Source organism: Idiomarina sp. Sol25, from assembly GCF_033052775.1.
GTDB lineage: Bacteria > Pseudomonadota > Gammaproteobacteria > Enterobacterales > Alteromonadaceae > Idiomarina.
Genome location: NZ_JAUPEW010000007.1, coordinates 103996 through 117112 on the forward strand (window position 1 = coordinate 103996; position 13117 = coordinate 117112).

Below are 13117 nucleotides of genomic sequence, written 5' to 3' on the forward strand. Positions count from 1 at the left end.
TTCTTGTGGCATGTTTAGAGCATGAAAATTTTAATTTGTGATGATTCAACCGTCGCTCGCAAAAGTATTGAGCTTGCTCTGCCCAAGGGCTGGAATATTGAGGTGCGCTTTGCTGAAAATGGGCAAGAGGCACTCGACTTAGTCGAGAAAGGGTTGGCAGAGTTGCTTTTCCTGGATTTAACCATGCCTGTAATGGATGGTTTTGAGGTATTGCGAAGGATTAAGGAAAAGCAGCTAGACTGTCTCACCATCGTTGTTTCCGGTGATATACAAGCAACCTCTCAGCGAGAGGTTGAAAAATTAGGTGCGCTAGGCTTTATAAGAAAACCGGTTGTTATTGAGGAGTTACACAGTTTACTTGAGCGTTACGGGCTCATTAAAGAACTGTTACCCGAGAACGTTCAACGCGAACAAGCGAAAAGTGGGCACATAGAACCTACTGATATTTTAAAAGAAATGAGCAATATCGCCCTTGGCGATGCTGCTAAGCTGCTTGGCGAGATGCTGGGATCTTTCATTCAACTACCCGTTCCTGATGTTGCGAAGCAGCCTTACGATAAACTCATTAATGAACTTCATAATGAAAATTACCGCATTAATATGGTGTCTGAAGGCTTTGTTGGTAATGCCATTGCTGGAGAAGCTATTTTATGTGTCGACAACCGCACGTTTAGCGACTTGCCATCTAAACTTTCGGACTACCACGGTTATGAATTTCAGGACGATAGCCAAAGTGTCTTTTTGGATGTAGCCTCAACCCTTATAGCGGCTTTTTTGAAAAGCTTCTCTTCTCAACTCGATTTAGAGCTAAACATTAGTCAGCCAGCTTTTCTGGGAATGAGCGAAACGATCAATAATGTCTTTAAAGAGGACGTTAAGGATAAGCAGGTTTTAATCATCACCATTGATTACGAGATCCCTGATTACAATCTTAATTGCGATCTCTTTGTTATTTTTACTGAAGCTTCAATTGCCGCACTTGAAGAAAGAGCCGGGTACTTTATCGATGAATAAAGATGAACTGGATATCAGCAATTTACATTGGGTATTACAAATCCTTCAGAATATCGAAGTGGGTTTAGTGGTTTTTGACAGGGACTATGAGGTCAAAGTATGGAATGGCTTTATGGAAAACCACAGTGGTATAAGCAGTGTCGCTGCTAAAGACAAAAACTTGTTCAAGCTATTACCAACCCTGCCGGAAAGCTGGTTTGAATACAAAGTGGAATCTGTACTAAAGCTGGGCATTCAGGCGCACTGTAACTGGCAACAGGAACCTCATATTCTGAACTTTGAAAATACCAGACCTTTTACCGCAAAATCGGAGCTAATGTTTCAGAACGTAACGCTGTTCCCGTTGTTTTCCACCGATAAGAAAATTAACCACATTTGTGCGTTGGTTTACGATGTGAGTGATGAAGCCAATAACTTATTAGAACTGAAAACAATCAGCCAAACCGACGCCTTAACTCAGTTGTTTAATCGCGGGCATTGGCAAAATATGTTCGAGCAAGAGTTTCTTCGCTGCCAGCGTTATGACGACACTGCTTCGGTTGTCATGTTGGATATAGACCATTTTAAGGCCGTTAATGATACCTATGGGCATCAACTGGGTGATAAGGCTATTCAGTTGATAGCGAAAATCATATTGGACAGTCAGCGTGAAACCGATATTTGTGGCCGTTACGGGGGGGAAGAGTTTGTCATACTCTTGCCTCACACTTCAGTAAATGAAGGTGTTTTAGTGGCCGAGCGTCTGAGAGAGAAAGTAGAGAATACTCTGCTGCCTCTGGGTAAAGAATATAACAACGAACAATTGCAGTTAACGATTAGCGCTGGTGTTGCGGAGTTTTCGGATGAATTTTCGACTGCCGAGAATTGGCTGGAAAAGGCTGACGCTACATTGTATCAATCTAAAGAGAATGGTCGAAACCAAGTGGCAAAATAAAACCTCCGGCCAATAGCCGGAGGTTCAGGAAGTTAGAAAGTGGCAATAATATTCAATTTATCTGTCACTTTACTTTTATCAGAGATGTAGCCAATACCTTGAGGGTTGTTTAAAACATACTCAAGAACCGCGTCGTCCCCATTTAATTCATTGAGTGGTGTAGCACGACCGGTAAATTTTAATTTAGCCCAGTGACGCTTCAGTTGCTCACCGCTTTGTCCTAAAAGCTTTTCTTCAAAGGCTTTACGAACAGCAGAATCTTCCGGCAGGTTCACACCATTTAATACACGAGACTGGCCAAGGTAAATACGTGGCACAGAGGCTTCGTCAATTTTAGTTTGTGACACAACCACGCCGTTTTGGGCGAAAGCTGGAACGCTGAGTATTGATGCCGTTACCAAGATGAGAAATACGACTAATTTTTTCATCATAATTCCTTAAAATACAAATTGAACAGCAGCGGAAACCAACACGTCAGACTCATCTGTGCGCTTGTCATCGGAGTGCGTAACGTCAAATTTTAAAGCTGCGCCCGACGCTATGCTGAAGCGCGCACCAATAGATTTATAATCAACTTCGCTCAGCTGTGTCGTGGCAGCCATAAGGATGCCCTGCTGAAGTTGAGGGTTTTCAATATTAAAACGTTCCTGGTCTATAACTTTATCGTTTGTACGGCCAAAGGTTGCATGCAATGTCCAGTCACTAAATCGTTTGCCGGCAGTGATATAGCTTGAGCGTTGTTTAGGGATGTAGCTATTTTTAACTTCCAGTTCGGTATACTCCGCTCCTACGAACCAGTCGAAATTATCGTACATAACACCAAAACCAGTGAAAGTACCGTCATCTTCAGCGACATCAAGTTCGGAAACCATCTGATTTGCGCCAATTGCTTCCAATGTTGCTAAAAGGCCGTCGATATCATCGGAAATACCGCGAAGTTCAATATTTGCGTCATTGGATTGATAGTAGGCTAAACGTATTGTGAGATTGCTATAGCTTGCGCTTGTGTTGAAGCCAATCAGATTGTTGATTTCTGCATCGGTTTCAGTTCCCGCAGCTTCAATTTCGTCATTAACGTTACCTGCAATCACTTGTGTGTTGAAAATAAAGTTTCCAACAAAAGCGTTGTGCTGCAAATTAACACCTGTGTAGTTATCAAAAGGCACGCGATATACACTTTCTGGAGTACGAAGCCAGTGGTAGCTGTAACCAATATCCAGAGAATCTGAATACATGTATAGCGGTAGTCGTAATTTACCCATGTTAATACTGGTTGAATCGGAAAGTTGATACTGTAAGTAGGCCCATTCGACGCCAAGATCGAAGTCTTCCGAACCGCGGGACATAAGCTGGGTAGTAACAGTTAATTTGTCAGAGATATCCGCTTTTGCCTGAAGCGCGAAAAGAGTATCAGGATTAAAATCCAGATCATTGTCGTAGCCGAATAGCTGATCATCGCTGCCGGTGGTCATACCCGCTGCAATGTTACCAAAGCCACTCCACTCAATCTTATCCTGTGCTTGAGACGGGAGACCAGTAAGTAGTGCAGCTGCACCTATACAAGCCACTAAAGAATACTTCATTTAAAACTCCTGAGATTGTTCGCATCCTCTTAATTTAGAGGAATGTAAATTTGGCGAAATTTTGCGCGTTTAAATTTCCAAGAGCAATAGTTCAATCGTTCTATTAAAAAGTGTTAAATTATGTACAACACTTCAATTTTTCGTTTGTTGTTGTCATTTGATACAAAAACGAATCAACAATTAAGGTAGCTATGCACCACCATCATCACGAAAGCTCATCTGAGCGAATCGGTTGGGCGTTTTTTCTTAATTTATGCTTTACCGTTATTGAATTTATTGGTGGAATTTTAACCAATAGTACAGCCATTTTAGCTGATGCGGTACACGATCTTGGCGACAGTATTTCCATTGGCATGGCCTGGTTGCTGGATAAATTCAGTCGTAAAGATGCGACACAGACATTTACCTATGGCTATCAGCGTTTATCTCTGGTTGGCGCCTTTATTAACGCGGTTGTACTGACCGCAGGCTCTATCTGGGTTTTATTTGAAGCCATTCCCCGTTTATGGGATCCGGTAATGCCAATGGCGGAAGGAATGGCTTTATTGGCTATATTCGGCGTGATTGTAAATGGTTATGCGGCGTTTAAGTTGTCCCATGGTAAATCGTTAAACGAACGCGTACTTAACTGGCATTTACTCGAGGATGTACTGGGCTGGGTTGCGGTTTTAATCGTGTCGATTATTTTAATGTTTGTCGACTGGCCTATTCTTGATCCTTTGCTGTCTGTTGGCTTCACTTTGTTCATTTTGATTAACGTTGTCCGTCACCTGGGTTCTACCGTGAAGCTCTTTGTGCAGGCCTCTCCAGACCCTGAAGTGTACCGGAAAATACGTGAGCAACTGACCTCGCTGGAGCTGGTTAATGATGCTCATCATTTGCATTTTTGGTCATTGGATGGCGAGCGTCATGTATTAACGGCGCATATTGTGGTATCAAAAGAACTGGAATGTGCAGAGCGCGCACTTTTAAAGCAGCAAATATCGGAGCAGCTGGCAGCGTTTGAATTAGCTCATACCACTATAGAACTGGAATACCCTGACGAAGCTTGTCGAGACCATTAACAGGAGAAGATCATGGAGTTGTTCGGAAGTTATACCTCGCCGTTCGTAAGACATTGCCGTATTGCTTTGCTTGAGACCAAGACAAAGTTCTCATTTACCGAAACGGATTTTGAAACCAGTGCCAAATTAAGCCCGGCGAAGAAGGTTCCTTTTCTTCACCACAAAAACTTACGTTTGCACGACTCTACCAGCATTCTTAAATACGTCCGGGAGAAGGTGGATGAGCGCTTCTTTGCCGATGTAAAAGATTTTGATCAATACTGTCTGGTTAATACGGCGATGGATTCAGCAGTCAATATCTTTTTACTAGAGAGAGAAGGCGTGACAGCGGACAGTGTTAAGTATGTTAAGCGCCAGCAGCAGCGTATTGATGACATACTGCAGCTAATGGAAGATAAAGACCATGCGGTGGCTTATGAAGGTCCGCACCCTTTTAGTGACGGCGAACTGAGGCTGGGTTGTTTCTTAAGCTGGGGGCTTTTCCGTGAGCGATTTAATCTGGATAAGTATCCGCGACTTCAGGCCTTTGTCGATAAGTTAAACGACTACCCTTACTTCGCGGATACTGATCCGGGTCGTTCTTAAATATCCTTAATGGCACGGCTGCGTTCGGGTATCTCCTCGTTCAGCAGCCGGTCATTTTGCGAATAATCCACGGGCACATCAATAAGGTGTACGCCGGGCTTGTTAAGGCAGTCTTTTAACAGCGGTATCAGGTTTTCGGTTTTATCCAAACGGTACCCGTTAGCGCCGTAAGACTCGGCATATTTCACAAAATCCGGATTGCCGAAATCTAAGCCGTAATCGCTCAGTTTCATATGCTGCTGCTTCCACTTGATCATGCCATAGCCACTATCGTTTAAGATAACGACAACAATATCCAGCCCCATGCGTACCGCGGTTTCAAGCTCCTGAGAGTTCATCATAAAACCGCCGTCACCGCATATTGCCATGACTTTCTTTTCCGGATTAACCAGTTTGGCTGCCATTGCAGAGGGCAATCCCGCTCCCATGGAAGCAAGAGCGTTATCTAGCAGTACAGTGTTTGGTTGTCTTGCGGGATAGTTACGGGCAAACCAAATTTTGTAGATGCCGTTATCCAGTGCAATGACGCCGTCATCTGGCATCGCTTCACGCACATCTTCAACAAGACGTTGAGGTAAGACTGGAAAGCTACCGTCGTGAGCGCCTTCATCAGTATGGTCGCGCATGTGATCGCGAACCTTCAGAATAAAATCGAAATCCCAGTGACTTTGCGGTTCAATCCCCTCTTTTAACTGCCAGATACTGTTGCCAATATCACCGATCATGCTGGCATGAGGAAAGTAAACTGAGTCAACCTGAGCACCCTGAAAATTAATGTGTACAACTTTACGGTTATCGTTGTCGCCGGTTTTCATCATAAAGGGCGGCTTTTCAACTACGTCGTGACCGACATTAAGAATCAGGTCAGATTTTTCGATGGCGCGGTGTGGGTAATCGCCATCGGAAACCGCCGCGTTACCAAGCCAGCGTGGGTGATCTTCGTTTATAACACCCTTACCCATTTGTGTGGTAATAAAGGGAATACCGGTTTTATCGACAAACTCACGCAGCATTTTGGCTGTAATTTTCCGGTTGGCGGCAGCACCTATAAGCAGTACCGGATGTTTGGCTTCACGCAGTAACTCCAATATGCGACGAACCGATTTGTGCTCGGTTATGGGACGGCGCGAGTGGCTTGGTTCAATCGGCAGAGTGTTCACATCTTCGCGACTAATATCGTCGGATAGCTCCAGATGAGAAGCGCCGGGGCGCTCGTCCTCTGCCCTGCGGAATGCTTCACGTATGTGCGCCGGAATACTGCTAGCACTGACAATAGCCTGCGTGTATTTGGTAATGGGCGTCATCATGTCTACTACATCAATGATCTGGAACTGACCCTGATGACGCTCTTTTATGGGCTTCTGACCGGTAATAACCACCATAGGCATAGCGCCGAGTTGCGCGTAGGCGACGGGAGTAACCAAGTTGGTTGCTCCCGGACCTAAGGTGGAAAGACACACTCCGGGTTTGCCGGTCAGGCGGCCATAAGTGGCGGCCATAAAACCTGCACCCTGCTCGTGGCGGGTTAAAATGAGCTCAATACTGGATTTTGAGAGGGACTCAAGTAAGTCCAGGTTCTCTTCGCCGGGAATGCCGAAAATGTACTTCACACCCTCGTTTTCAAGTGCTTTTACGAATAAATCGGATGCTTTCACTTCGCTTTCTCCTTGCGTTAAATACTATTTTTCTAGTTAGGCCTACGTAAAGCATAGGAGAGATGATCAAAAAAGGCAGCCAAAAGGCTGCCTTCTTAAGCGACAATCGAATAAATCGATTAAGAGTTGTCATCACCAGTCAGCTCTTCTAAGCGGCCACGAAGTTCTTCGTCGTTTTGTGCTTGCTGAATAATCATGTTGTACTCTTGCGGAGTCAGGCCTGCGTCTTCAACGGCTCCAATCATTTCTTCCTGCGCAGACTGTTGAATCTCGCGAGCTTCTTCCTGGTTTTCAGCTTCCTGGAACTGGTCACGATATTTTTCAGTAACGCCCTGAACGTCTTCCATAGCAGTTACAAACTTAACCAGCATGCCTTCAGTAATTTCCTGAGTTTGCTGCTGTTGCCGTGCCATTGGATCTTGAGCTTGCTGCTGTTGAGCCATTGCTGCAGTGCTACCCAGTGCGAATACAGTTGCTAATGCGATAATTGTCTTTTGCATGATAATCTCCTAAATGAATTTATCAGTTTTAATTACGCTCTAACTAAAGCGAAGACTGTGCCAACTTTTCAAGTGTTTGATTTTTAATGTATTTTTGTGCTGAGAGTTTGCGAACAGAAAAACCGCTGAAAAATGTGTATCCTTAGTACACAGTCAAAGGAGGCATTGTGACAAAAAGATACAGTTGGCCACTATCCAGCCTGCAACGAAGGCTCTTAATGTATGTCGTTGTGCCTATGCTATTGATTTCCGGCGTGGCAATAAGTGTTGGCTTACAGGTCGCCTCTGACGAGGCTAATGAGCGACTAAAAAGTGACCTGGAGTTGCTGGGCCGAGCCATTAGCTTACCTATTAGTGACGCGTTGTTGAATAACGATCTGGCAACAGTGCAGGCTAATCTGGACTCGGTGTTCAATATCGGTCGGGTTTACGGCGCATCGGTTTATAACGTGTATGGTCAGCAGGTAGCAGAAGCGGGCATTACTGAAACCGATTTAAGCAACAGTCAGCTGGCGCTGCAAACGGTCCAGACAGGAATAAAGCAGGACGACTACCGACGGGTTGAGGGGCGCGATGTCTTCTCCCAGTTCCTGCCTATTGTTGACCGTGGTGGTCGCATTATTGGTTTATTACAGATAAACCGTCGTGCCAGTGACTTTGATGAATCTTTTGAAACGCTGAGTCAATACGCCTGGCTCAGTTGGGCGGCATTCGGCTTAATTACTATTGCCGTGTTGGTGTTTGGTCATTATCGCGGTGTTGGTCGGCACGTGGTTGCACTTAAAGACGCGATGCTGCGGGTAGCTGAAGGGAATCGCAGTACACGGGTTACACCGGCTGGCCCGTCAGAATTGCAGGAGGTTGCGCAGGGCTTCAACCGTATGCTTGATAGTATCACTGAGGCTGAGCAAGAACTGGAGCAGCGTCGGGAGCACGAGGCCTCTCTGCAACAGGCATTACGAGAGCAGGAAAAAATGGCGGCTATTGGTAGCGTCGCCAGTGGTGTTGCGCATGAATTAGGCGCTCCGCTTACCGTTATTGACGGACGCGCCAGCCGATTATTACGCAACCATAAAGATGAAGACAGTCAGCGCCAGTTAAAAGCGGTAAGAGGCCAGGTGCAGCGGTTAACCGGGCTGGTCAATCAATTGCTGGCGTTTTCCCGCACGCCGGTGCAGCAGCGCGAAGCCATTTCTTTACGTGACCTGATAGCAACAGCCATGACCAGCATAGAGTTTGAGCAGGATAAAGGGTCGGCCAAAGTGGTCATTAAGGAGCTTGTCGACGTTATTTTGAAAGTGGATATCAAGCGACTGGAACTGGCGTTGGTGAATGTTCTTCGCAATGGTTTGCAGGCCGCTGAATCGGAAGTTTTAGTGGCAGCTGAGTTTGCAGATGAAGGCGTTATTATCACCATTGATGACGACGGTGAAGGGTTGCCCGAGTCGATGAAAAATAAGGCCTTGCAGCCTTTTGAAACCAATAAACCTCAGGGTAAAGGCACCGGACTTGGTTTAACCATCGTTAAACACGTATTGAATGATCATAATGGGGAATTGTCGTTAACAAATAACCCTAATGGTGGCTGTCGGGTCACCTTAAGTTTACCTGCGCAATGCCTTCGGCAAGCAGTTATCAAAGGAGGTAGTGAATGACCGCAGCAAAAGCCATGATAGGCGTCATTGAGGATGATCCGGCTCTGCAGGAGCTATTGGTTGAAGAGCTGGAGGCCGAAGGCTATAAAGTTACGGCCTGGGGAAGTGTTGAAGACTTTAAAAAATCGATAACGCCATTGGATTTGGTTATCAGCGACATTCGCTTACCGGGACTGTCGGGCCTGTCTTTACTGGAAAGTTTAAAAAATGAAGATAACTCGCCTGCGCTATTATTGATTACCGCTTTTGGTACGGTTGATCAGGCGGTTGATGCCCTAAAACAAGGAGCCGATGACTTTCTAACCAAGCCGCTGGATGTTGAGCATTTATTGCTTAGCGTAAAACGGATCTTAGAGCATCGGTCACTGCAGCGGGAGCTTAAACGGTATCGTCAGCAACAAAAAGGCCCCGGAGGCTTAGTCGGTCAAAGCCCGTCAATGCGAAAACTGTATGACCAGATAGAGCGCATTGCTCCGGCAGACGGCAGCGTGTTAATTACCGGTGAAAGCGGTACCGGTAAAGAGTTGGTGGCTAAGGCACTGCATCAGTTAAGTGACCGTGCTGAGCAGAGTTTTCAGGCAGTGAACTGTGCAGGCATTCCGGCCGATTTAATGGAAAGTGAATTCTTTGGTCATGCAGCCGGCGCGTTTACCGGTGCTCAGAAAAAACGCCAGGGTCTGCTTAAGCAGGCCGACGGGGGCACTTTGTTATTGGACGAAATTGGCGAAATGCCAATGGCGTTGCAGGCCAAACTGCTACGTGTTTTGCAGGAGGGTACGATTCGCGCCGTGGGCAGCGACGAAGAAGAAACAGTGAATGTCCGGATCCTGGCTGCAACCCATCAGGACTTAGAAAAACAGGTAGAGGACGGGCGTTTTCGACAGGATTTATTTTATCGTCTGGAAACCTTTAGCTTACGAGTGCCACCGTTGCGCGAGCGTGGTGAGGACATAGAGCGCTTAGCTAATTACTTTCTACAGCAGTTGCAAAAAAACAGTGATAAAACGGTTCGCAGTATTTCTCCGGCTGCACTGGAGCAACTTTATCGCTACCGTTTTCCGGGCAACGTACGTGAACTACAAAATGCTATTGAACGTGCCTTTACCTTTTCCAGAGACGATAAAATAGCCGTCGAAGATTTACCGCAAAGGATCCTGGATAGTGAGCATGAATCCGAAGTGGATTATGGCACCGAGTGGCCGACTCTGGATGAGTATCAAAATCAGTACATTCGTAAGGTACTGTCTCATGCCGAGGGGAACAAATCTAAAGCCGCAGAAATTCTCGGAGTCACAAGGCGTACCTTATACCGCTGGCTGGAACAGCATGGCGAGTGATCAAACGCGCGTTTTATCACGTAGTCTATACTAAGTTTTGAATCATCTAACGGGAGTACTAAGTGAAAGTATTAATGGTATTAACCTCACACGATAAACTCGGTGACACAGACCATAAAACGGGTTTCTGGGTAGAAGAGTTTGCGGCACCGTACTATGTTCTTACTGATTCAGGTGTGGAAGTGACTCTGGCATCGCCTAAGGGTGGCAAGCCACCGATTGATCCAAACAGCACAACGCCGGATGCACAGACCGAAGCAACTGAGCGCTTTGACAAAGACAAAACGGCGCAGCAAAAACTAGAAACAACCTGCAAACTGGACGAAGTTGACCCGGAAGGTTTCGATGCAATTTTCTATCCGGGTGGTCACGGACCTTTATGGGATTTAACCAACGACGAGCACTCCATTAAGCTCATTGAGCACTTTTGGAGCCGAGACAAGCCTGTTTCTGCTGTTTGCCACGCGCCCGCGGTGTTACTAAATGCTAAAACACCATGTGGTGATCCTATCGTCCAGGGTCGTACAGTTACTGGCTTTAGTAACAGTGAAGAAGCTGCGGTTGAGCTTACCGACGTGGTCCCGTTCTTGCTGGAAGACGAGTTAACCGCCAAAGGCGGCCATTATCGTAAGGTGGACGATTGGCAGGCATATGCAGTACAGGACGGTATGTTGATTACCGGTCAGAACCCTGCTTCATCGGAGCAGACCGCACAGCGCCTGCTCGATGTGTTAAGGAAAGGTCTGTAAAGACAGCTTAAAAGCGTCGGCGCCAGCTAATGCCGACGCTGGCCTGTCGGCCTACTGCAGGCTCAAAGGAACGTCCACTGCCCTGATTAACCACAACCGCTCCTACGTAGTCTTTGTCGGTAATGTTATCAACCCGTGCCCATACATCCAGCTCGCTCTTAGCCCATTGCCAATCGCGGCTTACGGCGATATCCCAGGTCGTGTAAGACGGCGCAAAGGTATCGTTTGCATCATTCACCGGTGTCTCGTTGCGGTACTGTCCGGCTAACTGAACTAGCCACTGCTCTGTGGGTTGCCAGTTAAGACGTAAATACCCCTGACTCTTTGCTACGCCGGGCAACTGACTTCCCTGCAACGGACCGTTATCAAAGGTTGCATCGATGTAACTGTATGAAAGCAGTAAATCTAACTGTTGCGTTAATGCGCCGTTAATACTGAGTTCAGCACCTTCACGTGAGGTTTCCGACGCGTTGCGGTAGGTTGTGCGACCGTCGTTTGACTGATCTACGAGAATTTCGTCTTCGCTTTCAATACCAAAGAAAGCGAAATGCAGACGCCAGTCGTTATCGAGTTGGTGTTTAACACCCCATTCCCACTGATCATTGGTCGATGGACCCAGTTCGCGGTTCAGACCCGAGCCCTGATTCCGGTATGCCAGCTCGGTCAGTGTCGGCGTTTCAAACCCCTGCCCGATGCTCAGATAAGTCGCTGAGGTAGGCAGAAACTGCCAGGTAACTGAAACTGCTGCCGTGGTCTCGCTAAAGTCGCGGCTGCCGCTGTCATCGGAGTTATCTAGCTCGGTAAAGTAGTCTTCTACCTCATAATTAATATCGCTGTAACGAACGCCGCCTGTTGCTGAAAGCTCTTCTGACAACTGCCACTGAAAACGCAGATACGCCGAGGCATTTTCAATCCAGTTAAACTCATTGCGGCGCAAGTCACCTTTTTCACCATTGTCATTCACATAACCAAAGCGGTGATCTTGCTGGCGTTCTAATTGCGCTCCCACGGTTGCCGACCAGTTAACTCCGCGTTGACGCCAGCGCGCATGCGCACCTTCAAACTGACGCGAAACGTCAATTACTGCTCCCGAGCTTGTTGTGTCGTCACCGGCGAACGGCAGAAACTGCTCTATGTCGCGGTCACCCTGCCACAGCGAAAGTAACCCTTCACCATTGCCACGTTCGTGAAACCAGCTAAAAGACCCCTGCCGGTGGTGAATATCTTTACGCGTGTTGAAATCAACCGCCCGCTGTACCGTCTGGGTTGGGTCTTCACGCCAGTCTTCTGGGGTTAGTGCGCTGGGATCCTGCAATAATGGCGCATCGTTATTGTCGTAACGAATAACAAAACGGTTCTGGTCATCCCACTGATGATACCAGCGCACCGCCTGTTGCTGGCGCTCGGCAGAGTTGTGCTTGCGCGGGCCGTCGGTCTGAAAATCTGAGGCTAAAATTTGCAACTGGTTGGTGCTGGTTGCCCACTGGGCATTAACATTGTACCGCTGAGTGTCATTCTCGCTGAACTTTCCACCCCATTCCAGCGCGGTTTCTGTTGGTTTGCGGCTGAACCATTCAACCACACCGCCACCTGAGTTCCCGTAAAGCGTTGCTAATGGGCCGCGTAATACTTCCAGCGAGTCAATGCTGTCGAGAAAAATGCTCGAAGTTTGTGCCTGGCCGTCGGGCATAGATAATGGAATGCCGTCGACGTTTAACTGCAAACCCCGCACCCCAAAGGCCGCACGCGAGCCAAAGCCCCGAACCACAAGCCGTGTATCTTGTGCGTAGTTATAACGGTTGTCGGCCTGAATACCAGCCACCCCGGCTAAGGCATCGCCTGCATCAATTTTCATAGAAGGTAAGGTATTTTCCACGCTCACGCGGTCGATACTGGCCGCTGTGGTTAGCCAGGGGGTTTCGCTTTGTGTCGCTGTCACAACAACGGTCTCATCGACGTCTGCGGAATGAACAACGAAAGAGGCCGCCAATAAAGGCAGCCCCGTGTAAGTGAGTTTTTTTAATACAGCTGAATACAACAT

General features: G+C 47.1%; 12 protein-coding genes. 7 read left to right on the plus strand and 5 right to left on the minus strand.

The features are described 5' to 3' along the window. Positions 1-21 precede the first annotated feature (21 nt). Positions 22-1014 (plus strand): response regulator, encoded by a 993-nt coding sequence (locus tag Q5L94_RS10855; protein WP_317498422.1) that lies wholly within the window; start codon positions 22-24, stop codon positions 1012-1014. Further along, positions 1007-1948 (plus strand): GGDEF domain-containing protein, encoded by a 942-nt coding sequence (locus tag Q5L94_RS10860; RefSeq protein WP_317498423.1) that lies wholly within the window; start codon positions 1007-1009, stop codon positions 1946-1948. Before Q5L94_RS10855 ends, Q5L94_RS10860 begins: the two co-directional genes overlap by 8 nt. A gap of 32 nt (positions 1949-1980) precedes the next feature. Here Q5L94_RS10860 and Q5L94_RS10865 read toward each other — a convergent pair whose 3' ends face one another. Both Q5L94_RS10865 and Q5L94_RS10870 read right to left on the minus strand, forming a co-directional pair. Beyond that, positions 1981-2379, minus strand: coding sequence for a phosphate ABC transporter substrate-binding protein (locus tag Q5L94_RS10865; protein ID WP_317498424.1), 399 nt, complete (start codon positions 2377-2379; stop codon positions 1981-1983). A gap of 6 nt (positions 2380-2385) precedes the next feature. Further along, on the minus strand, positions 2386-3531 hold the full coding sequence (locus Q5L94_RS10870; RefSeq protein WP_317498425.1) for a hypothetical protein: 1146 nt from the start codon (positions 3529-3531) through the stop codon (positions 2386-2388). 191 nt (positions 3532-3722) lie between these two features. On the opposite strand from Q5L94_RS10870, the gene Q5L94_RS10875 reads away from it, so the two are divergent. Both Q5L94_RS10875 and Q5L94_RS10880 read left to right on the plus strand, forming a co-directional pair. Then, positions 3723-4595 (plus strand): cation diffusion facilitator family transporter, encoded by an 873-nt coding sequence (locus Q5L94_RS10875; RefSeq protein WP_317498426.1) that lies wholly within the window; start codon positions 3723-3725, stop codon positions 4593-4595. A 12-nt stretch (positions 4596-4607) separates the two neighbouring features. Further along, positions 4608-5180 (plus strand): glutathione S-transferase family protein, encoded by a 573-nt coding sequence (locus Q5L94_RS10880; RefSeq protein ID WP_317498427.1) that lies wholly within the window; start codon positions 4608-4610, stop codon positions 5178-5180. On the opposite strand, the gene Q5L94_RS10885 is transcribed toward Q5L94_RS10880, so the two are convergent. Then, positions 5177-6835, minus strand: coding sequence for an acetolactate synthase large subunit (locus tag Q5L94_RS10885; RefSeq protein ID WP_317498428.1), 1659 nt, complete (start codon positions 6833-6835; stop codon positions 5177-5179). The two genes, Q5L94_RS10880 and Q5L94_RS10885, sit on opposite strands and share 4 nt — an antisense overlap. Before the next feature lie 119 nt (positions 6836-6954). Continuing rightward, a complete protein-coding gene (locus tag Q5L94_RS10890) occupies positions 6955-7335 on the minus strand; it encodes a DUF4168 domain-containing protein (protein WP_317498429.1) in 381 nt (126 codons plus the stop codon). A gap of 167 nt (positions 7336-7502) precedes the next feature. On the opposite strand from Q5L94_RS10890, the gene Q5L94_RS10895 reads away from it, so the two are divergent. The 3 genes from Q5L94_RS10895 (at position 7503) to Q5L94_RS10905 (ending at position 11076) form a co-directional block, all read left to right on the plus strand. Continuing rightward, the gene (locus tag Q5L94_RS10895) at positions 7503-8990 is read left to right on the plus strand and encodes a HAMP domain-containing sensor histidine kinase (protein WP_317498430.1); all 1488 of its coding nucleotides are present in this window, start codon (positions 7503-7505) and stop codon (positions 8988-8990) included. Then, a complete protein-coding gene (locus Q5L94_RS10900; RefSeq protein ID WP_317498431.1) occupies positions 8987-10327 on the plus strand; it encodes a sigma-54 dependent transcriptional regulator in 1341 nt (446 codons plus the stop codon). Before Q5L94_RS10895 ends, Q5L94_RS10900 begins: the two co-directional genes overlap by 4 nt. A 62-nt stretch (positions 10328-10389) precedes the next feature. Next, positions 10390-11076, plus strand: a complete 687-nt coding sequence (locus Q5L94_RS10905; protein ID WP_317498432.1) for a type 1 glutamine amidotransferase domain-containing protein — start codon at positions 10390-10392, stop codon at positions 11074-11076. 7 nt (positions 11077-11083) lie between these two features. Here the strand turns inward: Q5L94_RS10905 and Q5L94_RS10910 are convergent, their stop codons facing one another. After that, on the minus strand, positions 11084-13117 hold the full coding sequence (locus tag Q5L94_RS10910) for a TonB-dependent receptor family protein (protein WP_317498433.1): 2034 nt from the start codon (positions 13115-13117) through the stop codon (positions 11084-11086).